This window comes from Pseudoalteromonas sp. CuT4-3 (assembly GCF_035666335.1).
Taxonomy (GTDB): Bacteria; Pseudomonadota; Gammaproteobacteria; order Enterobacterales; family Alteromonadaceae; genus Pseudoalteromonas; species Pseudoalteromonas atlantica.
Map to the genome: position 1 here is coordinate 2,717,349 of NZ_CP142030.1, position 19,506 is coordinate 2,736,854.

Genomic DNA, 19,506 nt, shown 5'->3' on the forward strand with positions numbered 1-19,506 from the left:
TCCTCTCATAGTCTATTTTATCAATGCAGCAATGACTGACTGATCTTCGTTTTTAAGTAATGCTTTTGCGTCATGTTGATAAATATCGTCTCTAAAATTAACGAGCAAGTCTTCATCAACCCACGCCGTCCAATACACCAAATGAATAGGTAAGGGCTCATTTAAATAAAAGGTTTGAGTGGTATCAGTATCTCTGGCTTTATCCACTTGCTTAAGGGTGCGCTCTTCACCTTGGTGCTTAATTATTTCACGCGCCAATGAAAATGGCTCTTCAACCCTTATACAGCCATGTGATAACGCACGCTGCGCTTGGTTAAAACGCTGCTTTGCTGGAGTATCGTGAACATAAATGGCTTCAGGATTTGGAAACAGATATTTCACTTCGCCAAGTGGGTTTTCATCCCCTGCACGCTTAACTAAAAAATGATCAAACTGATAGGGCTTAATAGCCTGCCAATCAATATTACTGGGGTTAACTGTTTTAGAATCTAGGTAGCTGCTTTTTCTAACTTCGATATTATTTTTAGCAAGGTACTGAGGATCTTTTGCCACCTTTGGTGCTATTTCTTTGGTTGCAATAGAGGTTGGTATGCGCCACTCAGGGTTTACTACAAATTTTTCGATTTCGTCACTAAAGGCAGGTGTTTCCCAACTCGGCTTACCCACAATAACGTTATTTTGTAGTTTTACTTCACCTGCTTTTACATAGCGCAATGTGTACTCAGGTATGTTTACATACACATACTGCGAATCACTTGAGCCTGCGAAGTTAGTTATGCGGTAAAAGTTAAGCTTTAATTTAGCCAATTTTTTCTTAGCGGGTACATTAAGCTTAGCTAAGGTGCGCTTTCCTACTCGCCCATCAACCTTTAAACCGTGGCGACGCTGAAACTGTTGCACAGCCTGCTCTATGGTTTTATCAAATGTGCACATTGCGGTGTCACATACATTGCTGGTTAAGTCACGCTCTTGATACAAACGCAGCGCCAACTGACTCACCGCTTTACTAGTGCTGCCAAGTTCAAGCAACTCATTAGTGTATAAAGGGGTAAACCCGCCACTGTTAACTATTTCTGTGTACCAGTTAATTGCTTTTTCGGTGCGCGCTATTAACTGTGCTGCATTTTGATCAAAATAATAATCGCCATTTTGCAATTGTTGTTGCGAGTTGTAAGTGGTCAATGAAGAGTTGGCAAGTGCCACACTTTCAAGATCTGCACTGCCTAGCGCTTGCCCTGTTAGCATGGCGCTAACGCAGCCTGCGAGCGTAGCGTGTAACGTAATGTGCTTTACCTTTGTAGACAATGCCTTTGAAAATAACCCCTTCACTTTGTACCTCCTCGCTAAATATCATTGATAAATGCTTTTGTACTTACTGCTTAACAGTAATTTGAAGGTGCAATGCAGGTGCCAAAATAAAATAAAAACACAACACTTTGAAATTTAATAACTTTTTAAACTTTCACATGCTGATTAAAAAACACTTCAACTACGCAATTATGTAATTTGGTTGCTGTAGTGTGTAAAGTTGCTATAGCAATTAGTCTTTTAAAAAGGCTAAAAAGCCACGTTCATAACGACTCAAGTATTTTGTTTTTCGCGGTAAAGAAAGCGACTCTCGCCACGCTGTTTGGGTTTGTTCATCCTCTTTACACAAGGCAATTAAATCCGGGTGAACATACGATTTACGTGCAATAGCGGGCGTGTTACCTAGCTGCTCAGACACGCTCTCGAGCATACTTTTTAAACTAAGTGCGCCTTTTGCTTTTACAAGTTGCTTAAAGGCAATAACACTGGCTCGCCAGGTTCTAAAGTGCTTAGCGCTAAAGTCCTCACCCATTATTTGTTGAATATACTGGTTAATTTCACTAGAGGTTACGTTTGTGCGCTCTCCATCGCTTATATATTGAAACAAATGCTGACCGGGTAAATCTTGTAGGTCTTTAATTACATGGCTAAGCACTCTGTCGGTTATGTTTACCTCGCGCTCTTTGCCCGATTTAGCCCGATACCGTAGCTGTATATTTTTACCCGTAAGCTTAGCATGGCGATTGCGCAGGGTTGTGGCGCCAAAACTTTTGTTTTGCTTTACATTTCGCTCGTTACCTACCCGCAATGCACCTAAGTCCATAAGCCTAACTACCGCAGCTAATGTGCGCTCTACGCTGAGCTCATCCCCTTGTAAATCGTTTTCTAAACGGGCACGCAGTAATGGCAGCTTATTGCCAAACACCCCACAGGCTTGGTATTTTTTCGCCTCTTGTTGAGCTCTAAAATCTTCATGGTAGCGGTATTGCTTACGACCTTTACTATCTACCCCGGTTGCTAAAATATGGCCATTTTCTTCAGGGCAAAACCAAGCATTTTTGTAGGCGGGCGGAAACGCTAACGCATTTAAACGATCAATCACTTTTTGATCGGTGATTTGCTTTCCTATTGGGTCAAAGTACAGCCACGTTTTGTTTTTACGCTTACGGGTTATACCGGGTAAATTATCATCGACGTAGATTAGTTTCATTTATGCTCCTAGCAACTTAAACCACCATCAATAAATGTATCACTGTAAAATAACCTTAAACTGAACAACGTTATTGATATATAATCAAAAATTGAACAATAATATAAAAATCCGTTTAGTTAATTACCTGCTTAAGTATATAAACTGCACCTATTGGTATCGTTTAGCTATGCTCGTTTTGGCCAAAATATACACGGATAATAATACCAACTCGCTTAATTAATTAGTCTATTTGAGCCCGGAAAAACATAGCTAACACTAGGTTTGGTCCCGCAAATGATTAAGTATTATTGCAAAACTGGTAACCCCCCTTAAATAATGTGCTGTTTACAAGGAGCATACAATGGCATTTGATTATGGTTCTATTGATCTTGGGTTAAAAAATCCCTTTAAGTTGGAAGGTAAAGTAACCGCGCTAAGAGGTATTATTGAGTCGGTAGCAGGCGTAAGTTTACTTGTTATAGCTGCAAGCTCGGTGAAAGAAAGTACCACCGCAGGCTGGATTTTAATGCTATTTGGCATGTTTATTTTAGCGCTGGGTATTCGCTCTTTATCGTCAGGTATTTATGCCACCTTAAAATACTTTGTAGGTAGAAACCACCCTACATCGCTTGCGTATAATTTTAGTAAGTCTGAGAGCTCTACCGCGCAAGAAGAAAAAAAAGAAGTAGCCTATAACGCCCAATCACTCGAAGAAATGCTGGTTGGTCGTAAAAACAGTACCTTTAAAGAGCCTAACGGATTTTTATCTCGTTTGTTACACAGCTTAATTCCCAAACTATTATTTTTACCTTACCCAATTCGAAATGTAGCGCAGCGATTATTTGGCTCATGGGTGAGCACGCTTGTTGCTTTAGTTGCTTATGGGCTTGTAGCGTTTGTTTCGCTGTCGGGCTTTACTGGGGAAGCTGGCGAATTGGCCTTTCCGGTTTACAGTGCTATTTTAATGTTTTATGTGCTTTTTTCTTGGCGCTCAAGTAGCAAACCTATCTCTCGCAATGCTGAAAGAAACATTGAAGCACTGGGAGGCGGTACATTAGCTAAAATTATTTCGTTGTCGTTTATTTTGCCTATTGTTATTGGCCTTTCTATGTCGTGGCTAATGCAAGAGCAACATATCAGCAAACAAGAAATAGACGCGTGGATGGCACAACTGCCAAACTTGCATGCTGGCATATACCTCATTGCCATTATTATATTAGCAACGTTAAGCTGCGCATTAGTATTTACAATGATCAAAGCACGCTTAAACGCAGTGACCCCTACCGCCGAAGTGTCAGAATTACGTGAAAACTGGCAAGAGTCTGTTCACCCTGATGAAGTATTTATAAACCTTGATAATCTTGTCATGGCAAATAGACGCTACAAAGAAGTGCCTAATAGAGTTTACCGCGAGCTAGACCCAAAATTGCAAGAGCAAATAGAGGGTAAAGGCGGTTTTAAAGGCGAAATGATTCAAGAGGTTCAGCCTAAACTACATGCTATGGAGCTAGGTAAAAACTTTACCCTAGCCAGATTAATTGCGCTAATCAGTGCTAATTTACTTTATATTGTGGCGTTAGCATTAACGGTGTTGTTAGCCTATTCATTAATAGATATTTATTACTACATAGATAGCGCTAATATTAATAATTTACAGCAAGCGTTTAATAATCAAAACGTTATACAGTTTAGTAGCTTACTAATGAGCAGTGTTCATATTTTAATAATAGCAGTGATTATTAAAGCCTTTGCTCGTTTACTGGCTAACTGTGCTCATTTATTTTTTGCCGAAATGCAGTTTGAATCATTACTTGTGTACTTTAAGTGCGAAGGTACATTTACCGAATCTAAAATTTCAACGGGTACAGGTATTCACGACAGCACTCGCTCAGAAAACACCTTAGTGCGCAGCAGTATCACGCCATGGGTCATTGTCTCTCGTGTTATTACGAGCACGTTTGCTGCCACCGGTATGAAAAACCTTGAGCATCCTCGCCATATAATGGAAATGCACAAAGATGAAGGTCAATTACAAGCCATTAAAAATGACGTAATTGCCTTTCTAAAAGACCGCGAATCGATTGCCTCCATTACCAGTGAGCGCGATTTAGGCAATGCATCGCAAATACATCAATTAAACCAACAAACCCGTGCAATACCTACTCAGCAAGCAATAACAAAAGAGGATGAAGAGGCCGCTGGTTACCTAAGGCAAGAAGAGAACTTAACACCAGAGCCTAAAGCTTAATAATCGCTTTGCTATATTTGTAAAAACTAAACTGCGCCGCGGTTTGTAATCTAGGCAACTAGGTTACAAACTGTGCGCGCACTAAATACTTACCGCTAAACCTTTTTTAAATACCAGCTTGTTAAAATTTATGGTGTTTATCTGCCTTATTATTAACGTATTTTTAATTGTCCTTCACTTTATTGAATCATTTATACCTATTTGACCGATTAATTCTAAATTTACGCATAAACCCCTTGCTTTATGCGTTAAAAACCAAATAATGAAGCAATTATAAACTGGGTAAGAATGAGGAAAATGAGCTATATACTAACCACCCAATGTGCCGACGATGTAGGCCTAATTGCCAAAATTACAGGGCTTTGCCACGCGCACAATTTAAATATTACACGTAATAACGAATTTGTAGATAAAGACGCCAAGCGCTTTTTTATGCGCACTGAACTAACCGGCGAGCCACAAAGTGACTTTTTATCGCAATTACGCGCTTTATTACCTGAGGGTGCACAACTTGCTCTACATGATGATACAAAAACTAAAGTGGTACTGCTTGCAACAAAAGAAGCACATTGCTTAGGGTCTGTATTACTTAAACAGTTTGAGCAAGCGTTAAATATTGAAGTATTAGCTGTGATTGCCAACTACCCAGATTTAGAGCCATTAGCAAAAGGCTTTGATGTGCCTTTTCATGTTGTTTCGCACGTAGGCCTAAGTCGCGCCGAGCATGATGAAAAAGTAGGTGATTTAATTGCCTCTTATAACCCTGACATTATTGGCTTAGCAAAATACATGCGCATACTAAGCCCTGAATTTGTGGGTCGCTTTGAGAACAAAATTATTAATATTCACCACTCGTTTTTACCGGCATTTATTGGCGCTAAACCGTATCATCAAGCATTTGAGCGCGGCGTAAAAGTTATTGGTGCTACGGCTCACTTTGTAAATAATGAGCTAGATGAAGGCCCTATTATTTTACAAGACGTCACCAGCGTAACGCACGCTAACACCGCTGAAATGATGGCTAAAATGGGTAAAGACGTAGAAAAAACCGTGTTTAGTAAAGCCTTACAACTAGCTTCTGAACACAAACTATTTATTAACGGTAATAAAACCGTGGTATTTAGCTAATACCATTCCGCATAATTAAGTGATCTATTTTGAGGATGGATAAACGTGTTGATAGCAAGGCAAAAAATTCGCTATTTAGTTGCTCTAAATGAGAATTTTTTTACGCAGATAGCGACACGTTTAGCCCCTGAAAATGATTAAGTATTATTGCGGATTGGTATAAGACCCCTTTTTACATACTATAAAGCCAGCAACAGGGCTCTCCCCTTATGCTGGCTTTTTTATGCCTAACAGCTTAATTAGAGTCAGATATTAGCTGTAGCTGTGTTTTATCCGACACCGTAATTAATTGTAAATTGGCATCCACCATTAAGGTGTATAATAAATAGGTGACTCAGGTCCTACTGGCAAGCCTAAAGCAAACACCCATACGTAAAATAAAATGACCCAACCGATAAAAAACACAATACTGTATGGCAGCATGGTGGCCACTAACGTTCCTATACCCATGTCTTTTTTATATTTAACTGCCACCGCTAAAATTAAGCCAAAATAGCTCATCATTGGGGTGATTAAGTTAGTCACAGAGTCACCAATACGATACGCCGCTTGAATGGTTTCTGGCGCGTAACCAATAAGCATAAGCATAGGCACAAAAATAGGGGCTGTAATCGCCCACTGCGCCGATGACGAGCCTAAACTCAAGTTAACCATTGCACACATTAATATAAACAATACAAACACTTCTGGGCCAGTAAGGTTTAACACTTGTAATAGTGCTGCACCATTAATTGCCAAAATAGTGCCTAAATTAGTCCATTTAAAAAAGGCCACAAACTGGGCTGCAAAAAATACTAATACTATATATAAACCCATTGAGCTCATGCTTTTGCTCATTGCGTTAATAATGTCTTTATCGTTTTTCATGCTGCCAACAACACGCCCGTAAACAAAGCCTGGCACACTAAAAGTTACAAATATAATTGCGACTATTCCTTTTAAAAAAGGCGAGCCTGCCACTTGGCCTGTTTCTGGGTGGCGTAAAATACCATCGGCAGGAATAATCGTCCAAGCAAATAACGACAGCACCACTAATAGAGCAACACCCGCCCATTTTAGACCGGTTTTTTCTAACGCGGTAAGTGTATCAATATTATTTTGTGACAAGTCGATACTGGCTTCATCGGGGTTATATTTACCTAAACGCGGCTCTACTATTTTTTCTGTTACGAGTGTACCCAGTGCGGCAATAAGTAATACTGATATCATCATGAAATACCAGTTAGCCTCGGCGCCAACCTCGTACGTTGGGTCAATCATTTGCGCTGCAGGCGTAGTTATACCTGCTAATAATGGGTCTATTGTGCCAAGTAGTAAATTAGCGCTATAGCCGCCAGAAACACCGGCAAAAGCAGCCGCTAAGCCAGCTAAAGGGTGGCGCCCCAAACTATGAAATATCATGGCTGCAAGCGGAATTAACACCACATAGCCAAGCTCAGAAGCTGTGTTAGACATTATGGCCGCAAACACCACCATAAAGGTAACTAAACGCTTTGACGCGCCCATAACCATGCCTCGCATAGCAGCAGAGAGTAGCCCTGAATGCTCTGCAACACTTACCCCAAGTAGTGCCACTAAAACAGTGCCTAAAGGCGCAAAACCGGTAAAGTTAGTAACCAAGCCAGTCATAATACGCTGTAGCCCCTCAGCACTGAGTAAACTAACAACTTCAATTACTCCATCAGGCGCACGCCCTGCTGCCCCAATCGGTCTTGGGTCAATTGCGCTTAGCCCAAACCAATCGGCAATACCACTTATTAGCACAATTGAAACTGCAAATATCGCAAATAAAGTAATGGGATGAGGAAGCATATTTCCTAAGAACTCAACGGTTGCTAAAAAGCGATTAAATAAGCCATTATTGTCTTTAGGTTGATTATTAGGTGAGTGTGTGGAGTCTGTCATACTTGGCTCTATAAATTACAAAATTGCGCTAACCTAGCATTGTTTGCAAAAGAGATCATGTATAAAAGGTAAATGACGTGTAGGTTTTAAGTTTAAAAAGCGCTGCTTGAGTGTATTGGCTTTTGTGGATTGAAGTTTATTCAGTCTTGCCATATCACCCAGAGCAGCGAATATCTGGTATTTGTAAGCGCTTATCACCTATAAACAGGCAATAAGCTCATTAGCTAGGCACGGCTTTGCCTAAACGATAAACAGATTTTCGCGCTTTTAATATTTTAAGCTTGCTCTATTGGTTCTAGTTGTAGTTTAGCTGCAATAAGAACGGCTTGAGTACGGTTATAAACGCCAAGTTTTCTAAAAATTGCAGTAATGTGTGCTTTGACTGTTGCCTCAGAAATATGTAGTTCGTAGGCTATTTGTTTGTTTAGTAACCCTTCATGAAGGTATTGCAATACACGATATTGCTGCGGCGTTAACGATGCAACCTGCGCGGCAATTTCTCTGTCTTCTCCTTCTATTTCGGCTACTTTATTTTTTAACTCTTTTGGAAGCCATGTATCGCCTTCTAGTATTTGGTTTATAGCATTAGCAATATCATCTGAAGATGATGACTTAGGAATAAAGCCTATTGCGCCATAACCCATTACCTTAGACACTATGTTTATGTCTTCACTTCCTGAGACAACCGCTATGGGTAAGCTTGGGTAGTCTTCGCGAATACGGATCAGGCCATATAAATCGCCATTACCTGGCATATGTAAATCTAGCAGTAATATATCAAGATCTTCTTGTTCGCTAAGTACTTGCAGTGTGCTGTCAAAATCTGATGATTCAAATACCTCTAAATCGTCAAACTTAGCACTTAATGCTCCTTTTAGTGCCTCGCGAAATAACGGATGATCATCCGCTATTAAAAACTGACTCATGGTTCGCTCCTAATAAATTCGGCTGCCAATAAGGTATAAAGTACTTACTGACAGCCGATATACTACGTTTAGAATCAACTTGTAATCAAGTTTTTAACGCGCATTTAACGATTTAATCGGTTTTCTATGAGCTCATCTACCACGGTTGGGTCTGCAAGTGTTGATGTATCCCCTAGCTGTTGGTGTTCATTTGCGGCTATTTTACGTAAAATTCGACGCATAATCTTACCTGAACGCGTTTTTGGTAAGCCTGGCGACCATTGAATCATATCAGGGGAAGCTATTGGGCTTAGCTCTTTACGTACCCAATTACGGACTTGAGTTGTCAGCTCATCACTTACAGTAACGCCTTCATTGGGCGTAATGTAAACATAAATACCTTGGCCTTTAATATCATGCGGATAACCTACTACGGCGGCCTCTGCTACAGCTTCGTGAGCAACCAGCGCGCTTTCTATTTCAGCGGTACCTAAGCGATGCCCTGATACATTAAGCACGTCATCAACACGCCCTGTGATCCAGTAATAGCCATCTTCATCACGACGACAGCCGTCACCTGTAAAGTAAACACCGGGGTAAGCACTAAAATAGGTTTGTTCAAAACGTTCGTGGTCGCCATAAACAGTACGCGCTTGTGAAGGCCAGCTATCTAATATCACTAAATTACCGTCAACGGCACCTTCTAGTGTATTACCCTCTGCATCAAATAGAGCCGGCGCAATACCAAAAAACGGATGCGTTGCTGAACCTGGCTTAGTTTGGGTGGCACCAGGCAGTGGGGTGATCATAATGCCGCCCGTTTCGGTTTGCCACCACGTATCTACGATTGGGCAATTAGCATTACCAATATTTTCGTAATACCACGTCCATGCTTCAGGGTTGATGGGTTCACCCACCGAGCCTAAAATGCGTAAACTTTGACGATTAGATGACGCGGTTGGCTCATCGCCTTTAGCCATTAACGCTCGAATAGCGGTTGGTGCAGTGTATAAAATGGTTACGCCGTGCTTATCAATCACCTCACCCATGCGCCCTGCGGTTGGGTAAGTAGGCACGCCTTCAAATACCACTTGCGTACAGCCATTAACCAATGGGCCATAAGCAATATAGCTGTGGCCGGTGATCCAACCTACATCGGCGCTACACCAATATACGTCGTCCTCTTGTAAATCAAATACGTATTCGTGGGTCATTGATGAGTAAACTAAGTAACCCCCTGTAGTATGCACAACCCCTTTTGGTTGGCCAGTAGAGCCCGAAGTATATAAAATAAAGAGTGGATCTTCTGCATTCATTGGCTCCGGTTCGCACTGCGCCGGATGGTCGGCTACAAGCTCATGCCACCAAATATCGTGCTCGTTCCAATCAACTTCGCCACCGGTTAGCTGATGTACAATAACGTGTTCAATGCTTGTCACCGACTCTTGTGCTACGGCTTCATCAACATTCGCTTTTAAAGGAACACAATTACCAGCTCGGCGGCCTTCATCGGATGTGATCACCACTTTAGCGCCAGAGTCTTTAATTCGATCTGCAATGGCAGAGGGAGAAAAACCACCAAATACAACCGAGTGAATAGCACCTATACGTGCACAGGCCTGCATGGCGTAAATGGCTTGCGGCGTCATCGGCATATAAATAGCAACTCGGTCACCTTTTTGTACGCCCAGTTTTTTTAAACCATTGGCAAAGCGCGCCACTTCATCATGTAATTGTTGGTAGGTAATGTTTTCACTTTGGTTTGGGTTGTCTCCTTCCCAAATAAGCGCAACTTTATCGGCTTTGGTTTTTAAATGGCGGTCAATACAGTTATAAGAGGCATTTAAAACGCCATCTTCGTACCATTTTATATCGATATGGCCTTTATCAAATGAGGTGTTTTTTACTTTAGTATACGGAGTAAACCAATCTAAGCGCTGGCCATGTTCACGCCAAAACCCTTGTGGGTCATCAATCGACTGTTTGTAGAGTGTATTATATTTTTCGTTATTAACTAACGTCGTTTTTTCAATATGTGCAGGAACAGGATAGATACTTTGTGACATCTCAGTCTCCATTTTTATAACTTGCCATGATTAAAGGATTACTCAGCAGTACTTTATTAAGTATTAGACCTTAGTTGTACAACCCTTCTAATTAACATTTTGTGGTTTATAATCTCGCCGCTCATGACTTTTTTACATAGAAATACAATATGTTAAATATAAGTAAGTGGCCATTAAATTACTCTTAAACCTTCGTCTTATAGACCAATAGGTAGTTGAGTAAATTTTGCACATATTTAAAAGTGGTTTTCGGACATTAAAATAATGATGCAGCCATGCAAGTTAAACACTTATTTAACGAACTCGTAGCGTGATGCAAGATAAATAAATTTTTATTCGTAAGTAATACCTGTAGCAAGTAATACATTTGAACGTTTAAAAAGCAACAAACAACAAGTAGCCTTTAAAGGACACCACAATGAAATTTACCCCATTAAAAACTCTTGCAGCGAGTGCTGTATTATGTGCTTTAACAAGCACGGCTTATGCGGCAACTGCAGCTAAAGTAGGTAACACCGAATTTACTTACGGCGGATACATTAAGCTAGATACAATGTGGAGTGATTACTCTGCAGGCGCTCCTGATGGCTCAAATGTAGGGCGTGATTTTTACGTACCAAGCACACTGCCAGTAGGCGATGACGATGATTCGGATGCCGTATTTGATATGCATGCACGTGAGTCACGTTTTAACTTTGGTACGTCAACGTTAATGGATAACGGTAAAACAGTTAAAACTAAAATAGAGTTAGACTTTTTAGCATCGGCACCTGGCGGTAACGAGCGCGTATCAAACTCATATGCACCACGTATTCGCCATGCATTTGTAACTTACGATGGCTGGTTATTTGGTCAAACATGGTCAAACTTTCAAAACGTGGGTGCACTTGCAGAAACACTTGATTTTGTAGGCCCTGCTGAAGGCACTGTTTTTGTTCGCCAAACGCAAATTAAGTACACAACCGGTGCTTGGTCGTTCTCACTAGAAAACCCAGAAAGCACAATTACCACTCAAGGTGGCGCACGTGTAGAAACAGATGATGCGTCACTTCCTGATTTTACTGCGCGCTACACACACAATGCCGATTGGGGTAACTTTGTAGTTGCAGCACTTGCTCGCCAACTTACTTATAAAGTAGGCGATGTTGACGCTGATGAAACCTCGTTTGGTATTAGCGCTTCGGGCCGTGTAAATTTTGGCGAAGACTACCTTAAATTTATGCTTACTCAAGGTAAAGGCCTTGGCCGTTACGTGGGCTTAAATGTTGCCCATGGTGCTGTGCTTAATGGCGATGAGCTTGATGCAATAGACTCAACATCTGGTTTTGTTGCTTATCAACATAAATGGACAAGCCAGTGGCGCTCAACCTTCTTATATTCTTTCTTTAGTGCTGACAACAACACCGATCTATTAACAATATCAGGCGACCCTGTTGAATCAAGCCAAAGCTTTAGTGCAAACATTTTATACTCACCGGTTAAGCGTTTAACATTTGGTGCAGAGTTTAAACATGCCGAGCGCGAAACAGAAAGTGGTATTGACGGTGATTTAGAGCGCTTACAATTTTCTGTAAAATACAATTTTTAATTAAACATAGTGTTCACAATAAAGCGGTTTAGGCCGCTTTTTTTTAGCTATACAACTTGAACTCTGCTTAAAAGGTTTAATAGTACTGTGGTAGTAATGGTATTTAAGAATGCTTTTTTGTCTGAGATTTTCAGTAAATTAAACACGGTTAGCGCTTAAACAAGCTTAAATAGCAGCATTTGGAAGAGCTCAGATAAAAGTTTGTACAGAAATAACACTCTCTTTGCGATTAAGGAATATTACCTTAGCGCTAAACTAAGCGGCTATTTAGTTGCTAAAATCCACTAAATCCCCACAATTTCGGATAACTACTAATTATTTTGCACAAACAACAAACATGTTATTGAAAATCACTCTCATTTAGATTATGTTATGCACTTCTTTTTTGAACCTATTGGAAAAACACATGTCGTCCCAACAAATTTTGCGTTTATCTAAGCTAAGCCTTATTACTTCACTTGTTTTATCTGGTCATGCATTTGCACAAGAAACTACAACAAATACAGATGACTCATTAGAAAAAATAGCAGTGTATGGCCAGCATCATAAAAACTACATCACAGAAGATGCGCAATCTGCTACAAAATTAGGCCTAACAATCAAAGAAACCCCACAAAGTATTTCTGTTGTTTCTCGCGCTTTAATGGATGATTTTTCACTAGATGATATTAACTCAGTGCTAGAGAGCACCCCCGGTGTAACTGTAGAACAAATAGAAACTGACCGTACTTATTTTAAAGCCCGTGGCTTTGAAATAACAAACTTTCAGGTTGATGGTTTAGGCATCCCACAAAGCTCAGGCTCTATTCAGGGCACTTTAGATACGTCTATTTACGACCGTGTAGAAATTGTACGTGGTGCAAACGGCCTTATGACTGGCGCAGGTAACCCATCTGCAACCGTAAATATGGTATTAAAAAAACCAACTTACATAACTCAAGCGCATGCATCTGCATCGTATGGTTCATGGAACAACAAGCGTTTAGAAGTAGATGTTTCAACGCCAATTAACGACGACCAAGCTGTGCGCGCCGTATTTACCAAGCAAAAAGCGGAGTCATACCTAGATCGTTACGAAACAGATAAAACAATTGCTTATCTTGCTTACGAAGGCAAGCTAACCGACGACACGACATTAAGCATCAACTATGTTAACCAACAAAAAGATGCCGATAGCCCACTTTGGGGCGCACTCCCTCTTTATTACACCGATGGCACAGCAACAAACTACGACGCCTCTACAAGTACGGCATCTGATTGGTCTTACTGGGACAACAGCGCAGAGCAAGTATATGTAACACTTGAGCAAAACCTATCGGCTACGTGGGTTGCAACAGCGCGTTACGCACACATAGAAAACGAGCAAGACTCAGAACTATTTTACGTATATGGCACACCAGATAGCGAAACTGGCCTTGGTTTAACAGGTTACGCAAGCCGTTACGACTACGAAGATAAGCACGATTTATTTGATTTATACGCCAGCGGTAAATTTGATTTATTTGGCCAAGAACACGACCTGTCATTTGGTGTTAGTCAAGCAAAAATGGATTACAACGAGCAGTCGCTTTACGATTACACCACGGGCAACGGCTTCCCAGCAATGCCTTCGCTTGATACGTGGGATGGCGTAGTACCTGAAGCAACCCTTGCTGATGGCTTAAATGGCAGTGACATAGAAAACAAACAGCAATCAGCTTATATGTCTACTCGCATTAAATTAAGCGCTCCGCTAAGTGTGTTAGCAGGTGTACGTTACACTGATTGGGAAACATCGGGCACTGCTTATGGTGTTGAACAAACACGTAACGACAGCGAAGTTATCCCGTATGTGGGGGCTGTGTATGACTTTAATGAATCGCTTTCAGCCTACGCAAGTTACACAGAGACCTTTGTGCCACAAAAAGAGCTTGATATTAATGCTGAGCAATTGGCGCCAATTACAGGTAAAAGTAGCGAAATTGGTTTAAAAGCACAGCTTTTAGACGATCAAGTATTTGTAACCTTTGCTTACTTTGATGCAAAACAAGAAAACCTAGCTGTTGCATTACCTGATTCATTACCAAGCGATACTCGTTATTATGGTGCTGATGGAATCACCAGCGACGGTTTTGAAATTGAATTAAGTGGTAAAGTGACCGAAGATTTAAGTGCAAGCATCAGCTTTAGTAATTTAAGTATTGATGGTGATGATTTAGTTGAAGATTACACGCCAGAGAATCAGCTAAAACTGGCTGCAACTTACCAAGTACCATTTGTTGAAGGCTTAACATTTGGTGCAAATTATCGTTGGCAAGACTCGGTTAGCCGCGTACAAGTTGAAGATGCAACCGGCGCTGCACTTATAACCACGAACCAAGATGCTTACGGTATTCTTGATTTAATGGCTAACTACAAAATTACAGAAAACGTTGGGGTTACTTTTAACGTCAATAACACCACAGATGAAAAATACCTACACAGCCTATACTGGGCTCAAGGTTATTACGGTGCGCCGCGTAACTACGCGCTATCTGTAAACTGGCAGCTATAAGTCGCTTTTTTAAAGTACGGCTTTTAAAATTAAACGGCACTTTTTAGTGCCGTTTTTGTTTTAAGCCCCTTTAAGTTAAAACGCATATCCCCCCTCCTTGCGCTATCTACCTTATGCAAAGTAATTGCAATAGCATGCTTTTATTACGCGCCTCAATTAAAAAGCGAACTTGTTAGCCAGCCTCACTGAAAATATGGCTAAGTGCTATTTAAACTGCATCTATTAAAGCCTGTAAGGTTATAGTTTTAGCGTGCTTTAAACACAAAAAGGCGCTAACCATTGCTGATTAGCGCCTTTTAAAGCTCGGGTCAAATCAAGCTTAGAGAACGTTTACACTTAAAGGTCAGACTCAGCGCCTAATACGTCTTCGCCATCTTCTGGCTCAACCGTTGCTTTTAATAGCAACATATCACGTAACTTACCTTCAATTTCATCTGCAATTTCTACGTTTTCTTTCAAAAACTTAATAGAGTTTGATTTACCTTGGCCTACTTTATTGCCGTTGTAGCTGTACCAAGCACCTGCTTTTTCAACAATTTTGTGCTTAACACCTAAATCAATTAACTCACCTTGTTTAGAAATACCTTCACCATACATAATGATGAATTCAGCTTGTTTAAACGGTGGTGCAACTTTGTTTTTAACTACTTTAACGCGGGTTTCGTTACCGACTACCTCATCGCCTTCTTTAACAGAGCCAATACGACGAATATCAATACGCACTGATGCGTAAAACTTAAGTGCATTACCACCTGTTGTTGTTTCAGGGTTACCAAACATTACACCAATTTTCATACGAATTTGGTTAATGAAAATACATAGCGTATTTGAGCGTTTAATATTACCTGTAAGTTTACGTAGTGCTTGCGACATTAAACGTGCTTGTAAGCCCATATGCGAGTCGCCCATGTCACCTTCAATTTCAGCTTTTGGTGTAAGCGCTGCAACAGAATCGACAATAACAACATCTACAGCACTTGAACGTACTAACATGTCACAAATTTCTAGTGCTTGCTCACCGGTATCTGGCTGAGAAACTAACAGCTCATCAATGTTAACACCTAGCTTTTGTGCGTATACCGGATCAAGAGCATGCTCAGCATCAACAAAGGCACATGTTTTGCCTTCTTTTTGAGCCTGCGCGATAACTTGCAAAGTAAGCGTTGTTTTACCTGAAGACTCTGGGCCATACACTTCAACAATACGCCCCATAGGCAAACCGCCTATGCCTAAAGCAATATCAATCCCAAGTGAACCTGTAGATACAGCATCAATATTTAGGGCTTTGTTATCGCCCAGTTTCATAATTGATCCTTTACCAAATTGACGCTCAATTTGTGATAGTGCAGCGTCCAGCGCTTTTTGTTTATTATCGTTCATTCTGTTCTCCAAATCCGGCTAATGCGAACAAGTATACTGTATGAAATCACAGTATCAAGTGAAATTTATAATTTTATCTTCTCGATAGTACTTTTCAATGCAAATTCAATAGCTTGCATTCTAACTTGTGCTCTATCGCCGTTAAATATTTGCTTAAACGTAAATTGTTCATTGGCAATTTGTATGCAAAACCACACAAAGCCAACTGGTTTGTCGGACGTAGCACCACCTGGCCCTGCAATGCCCGAAATTGCCACTGCAACATCAGCTTTGGCAACGCTTGCGGCACCAAAAGCCATCTCTTTTACTGTTTGCTCACTCACCGCACCAAATTGCTCTAGCGTAGTATTGGCCACATTAAGCAGTTCATGCTTAGCTTCATTACTATAAGTAACAAATGCGCGGCCCAAATAACCTGAACTACCTGGCGTATCTGTAAGCGCATAACTCACTCCGCCACCAGTACATGATTCAGCGGTAGTGATCCATAAGCGTTTATCCGTTAAAATAACGCCCAATTGCGCAGCAAGTGTTTTAATCTCTTGATGTAATTCCATATTCAGCCTTTGGGTAAATACATGTCGTTTGATCTTTATGCACCGCACACTATAAAACAACAAACCCCTATGATGCAGCAGTATCTAAAAATAAAATCAGAGCATCGCGATATTTTATTGTTTTATCGTATGGGGGATTTTTATGAACTCTTTTTTGACGACGCTAAACGCGCGGCCCAACTACTCGATATTTCGCAAACGCATCGCGGTAAAGCCGGCGGCGATCCTATCCCTATGGCGGGTGTCCCTTATCATGCAGTAGAAAACTATTTAGCTCGTTTAGTGCAAATGGGCGAATCGGTTGCTATATGTGAGCAAGTTGGCGATCCTGCAACCAGTAAAGGGCCAGTAGAGCGCAAAGTCGTACGTATCGTTACACCGGGTACTATTTCAGATGAAGCGCTATTGCAAGAACGCCAAGATAACTTACTCACTAGCGTATGGCAAAATAAAAAAGGGCTATACGGTATTGCCTACCTTGATATAAATTCAGGGCGTTTCAACGTAGTTGAAGTTAACACCGACGAAGCATTTACTTCAACCTTACAGCGCTTAGCACCTGCGGAGCTTTTATACTGTGAAAGTTTTGAAAACACACATTTAATTGAGCATATAAAAGGGGCACGGCGACGCCCTGAGTGGGAGTTTGACCTAGACACCGCTCAACACTTACTGTGCGAGCAGTTTGGCACCAAAGATTTAGTTGGTTTTGGTGTAGATAAAGCGCATGCTGCTTTGGTCGCTGCGGGCTGTTTAATGCAATACGTAAAAGATACACAACGTATTGCGCTCCCTCACATTCGCGCTATTACGCTTGAGCATAACGAGCACGCAGTTATATTAGATGCGGCAACGCGCAAAAATTTAGAACTAACCGTTAATTTATCGGGCGGCTTTGAAAACACCTTAGCGCAGGTACTTGATAAAACCGCCACGGCCATGGGGTCGCGTTTACTTAAACGCCGCATTCATACACCTGTGCGTAATAAAAATGAGCTTAACTCACGTTTAAATGCCATTAGCGCTATTTTAGATGTGCAATTATATGGCGAGTTACACGATTCATTAAAAGAAATTGGTGATATAGAGCGCGTAATAGCACGACTTGCTTTATGCACTGCACGCCCGCGCGATTTAACCCGACTGCGCAGTGCCCTACAAGCACTCGCACCACTGCACGCATTATTAAACGATGCTAATGATGAGCGTATCGCTAGCATTGTTCGCCATTCTCCAGAGCTGCCTGAACTACAAGCTTTACTTGAGCGTGCTGTTATTGATAACCCACCAGTACTAATTCGCGATGGGGGCGTTATTGCACCAGGCTACAACAGCGAACTCGATGAATGGCGAAACTTGAGTAAAGGCGCTACCGATATACTTGAGCAACTAGAGCTTAGAGAGCGCGAGCGCACCGGGATCAGCACATTAAAAATTGGCTATAACAAGGTACATGGCTTTTTTATCGAGGTAAGTCGTGCAAACTCACACTTAGTACCTGCTGATTATATTCGCCGCCAAACGCTTAAAAATAATGAACGCTACATAATACCTGAATTAAAAGAGCACGAAGACAAAGTGCTTGGCAGCCAATCAAAAGCTCTTGCGCTTGAAAAACAATTATATGAAGAGCTATTTGAGTTTATAGCCCCGCATATTGAACAGCTTCAAATGATGGCTGGCGCATTAGCTGATTTAGATGTATTGAATAACTTAGCAGAGCGAGCGCACACGCTTAATTATGCTAAACCCCAGCTATGCGATGATGACAATATAAGTATTAAACAAGGTCGCCACCCCGTGGTAGAGCAAGTAATGAAAGAACCTTTTATTGCCAACCCTGTGGAGCTAAATAGCCAGCGTAAAATGTTGATTATCACCGGTCCAAACATGGGTGGTAAATCAACCTATATGCGCCAAACAGCACTTATCGTATTGATGGCGCAAATTGGCTGTTATGTCCCTGCTGATAGTGCAAAAATTGGTAATATTGACCGTATATTTACTCGCATTGGTGCAAGCGACGATTTAGCCTCTGGTCGCTCTACTTTCATGGTAGAAATGACCGAAACTGCCACAATTTTAAATAATGCAACTGCGCAATCTTTGGTATTAATGGATGAAATAGGCAGAGGCACCAGTACCTACGATGGCTTGTCACTTGCTTATGCAACGGCTGATCATCTGGCACAAAAAATATCTGCTAAAACATTATTTGCTACGCACTACTTTGAATTAACGGAACTTGCCGAGCAAAAAACTGGGCTGGTGAATGTGCACTTAGATGCCATAGAGCACAACGACACCATTGCATTTATGCATACTGTGCTTGATGGTGCAGCAAGTAAAAGCTTTGGCTTACAGGTCGCAGCGCTTGCCGGCGTGCCTAAAGCCGTGATATCCCAAGCAAAGCAAAAGCTTAAACTGCTCGAAAACCACCAAAGTGTAACAGCGCCTAATGCTGAGCAGCAGGCGTTTTCATTTGCTAATGAGTTACCTGCCCCTGAGCCTTCAGAGGTTGAGGAGCAGCTCAGTGCCATTGACCCTGATAATCTATCGCCGCGTCAAGCACACGAACTTCTTTATAAATTAAAAGCACTACTTTAAATATAGATAACTTGAGCGATGGTTAAGAGGCTGATAGTACTGTAAATAGTATTTCTTGGGGGTCATAAGACATAAAAAAGCTGAAGGTT

The 19,506-nt window shown here is 41.2% G+C and carries 12 protein-coding genes; 5 read left to right on the forward strand and 7 right to left on the reverse strand.

Annotation, left to right across the window (positions count from 1 at the left end; all coding sequences use genetic code 11):
- Positions 1 to 12 precede the first annotated feature (12 nt).
- Positions 13 to 1,329 carry a L,D-transpeptidase family protein gene (locus VOI46_RS12540; RefSeq protein ID WP_004586202.1) on the reverse strand — a complete coding sequence of 439 codons (1,317 nt, stop codon included), beginning with the start codon at positions 1,327 to 1,329 and terminating at the stop codon, positions 13 to 15.
- A gap of 211 nt (positions 1,330 to 1,540) precedes the next feature.
- Positions 1,541 to 2,518, reverse strand: coding sequence for a DNA topoisomerase IB (locus tag VOI46_RS12545; RefSeq protein WP_004586201.1), 978 nt, complete (start codon positions 2,516 to 2,518; stop codon positions 1,541 to 1,543).
- Positions 2,519 to 2,861: 343 nt separating this feature from the next.
- Here VOI46_RS12545 and VOI46_RS12550 point away from each other — a divergent pair, with 343 nt between their 5' ends.
- Both VOI46_RS12550 and purU read left to right on the forward strand, forming a co-directional pair.
- Positions 2,862 to 4,748, forward strand: a complete 1,887-nt coding sequence (locus VOI46_RS12550; protein WP_004586200.1) for a hypothetical protein — start codon at positions 2,862 to 2,864, stop codon at positions 4,746 to 4,748.
- A 297-nt stretch (positions 4,749 to 5,045) separates the two neighbouring features.
- Entirely contained in the window at positions 5,046 to 5,876 is an 831-nt protein-coding gene (purU, locus tag VOI46_RS12555) for a formyltetrahydrofolate deformylase (RefSeq protein WP_004586199.1), read from the forward strand.
- Between the two features lie 309 nt (positions 5,877 to 6,185).
- Here the strand turns inward: purU and VOI46_RS12560 are convergent, their stop codons facing one another.
- The 3 genes from VOI46_RS12560 to acs all read right to left on the reverse strand — a co-directional run bounded on the left by VOI46_RS12560 (position 6,186) and on the right by acs (position 10,752).
- Positions 6,186 to 7,781, reverse strand: coding sequence for an AbgT family transporter (locus tag VOI46_RS12560; protein WP_004586198.1), 1,596 nt, complete (start codon positions 7,779 to 7,781; stop codon positions 6,186 to 6,188).
- Positions 7,782 to 8,056: 275 nt separating this feature from the next.
- The gene (locus VOI46_RS12565; RefSeq protein ID WP_282337607.1) at positions 8,057 to 8,707 is read right to left on the reverse strand and encodes a response regulator transcription factor; all 651 of its coding nucleotides are present in this window, start codon (positions 8,705 to 8,707) and stop codon (positions 8,057 to 8,059) included.
- Between the two features lie 104 nt (positions 8,708 to 8,811).
- The gene (gene acs, locus VOI46_RS12570) at positions 8,812 to 10,752 is read right to left on the reverse strand and encodes an acetate--CoA ligase (RefSeq protein ID WP_004586196.1); all 1,941 of its coding nucleotides are present in this window, start codon (positions 10,750 to 10,752) and stop codon (positions 8,812 to 8,814) included.
- A 418-nt stretch (positions 10,753 to 11,170) separates the two neighbouring features.
- Here acs and VOI46_RS12575 point away from each other — a divergent pair, with 418 nt between their 5' ends.
- Together VOI46_RS12575 and VOI46_RS12580 are read left to right on the forward strand one after the other, a co-directional pair.
- Positions 11,171 to 12,340: a DcaP family trimeric outer membrane transporter gene (locus VOI46_RS12575; protein ID WP_004586195.1), complete on the forward strand. Its 1,170-nt coding sequence runs from the start codon at positions 11,171 to 11,173 to the stop codon at positions 12,338 to 12,340.
- Positions 12,341 to 12,746: 406 nt separating this feature from the next.
- Positions 12,747 to 14,873, forward strand: coding sequence for a TonB-dependent siderophore receptor (locus VOI46_RS12580; protein ID WP_004586194.1), 2,127 nt, complete (start codon positions 12,747 to 12,749; stop codon positions 14,871 to 14,873).
- 336 nt (positions 14,874 to 15,209) lie between these two features.
- Here VOI46_RS12580 and recA read toward each other — a convergent pair whose 3' ends face one another.
- Both recA and VOI46_RS12590 read right to left on the reverse strand, forming a co-directional pair.
- Positions 15,210 to 16,253, reverse strand: a complete 1,044-nt coding sequence (gene recA / locus VOI46_RS12585) for a recombinase RecA (RefSeq protein ID WP_004586193.1) — start codon at positions 16,251 to 16,253, stop codon at positions 15,210 to 15,212.
- A gap of 65 nt (positions 16,254 to 16,318) precedes the next feature.
- Positions 16,319 to 16,810: a nicotinamide-nucleotide amidohydrolase family protein gene (locus VOI46_RS12590; protein WP_004586192.1), complete on the reverse strand. Its 492-nt coding sequence runs from the start codon at positions 16,808 to 16,810 to the stop codon at positions 16,319 to 16,321.
- Between the two features lie 21 nt (positions 16,811 to 16,831).
- On the opposite strand from VOI46_RS12590, the gene mutS reads away from it, so the two are divergent.
- The gene (mutS, locus tag VOI46_RS12595) at positions 16,832 to 19,417 is read left to right on the forward strand and encodes a DNA mismatch repair protein MutS (RefSeq protein ID WP_004586191.1); all 2,586 of its coding nucleotides are present in this window, start codon (positions 16,832 to 16,834) and stop codon (positions 19,415 to 19,417) included.
- The last annotated feature ends 89 nt before the right edge of the window (positions 19,418 to 19,506 follow it).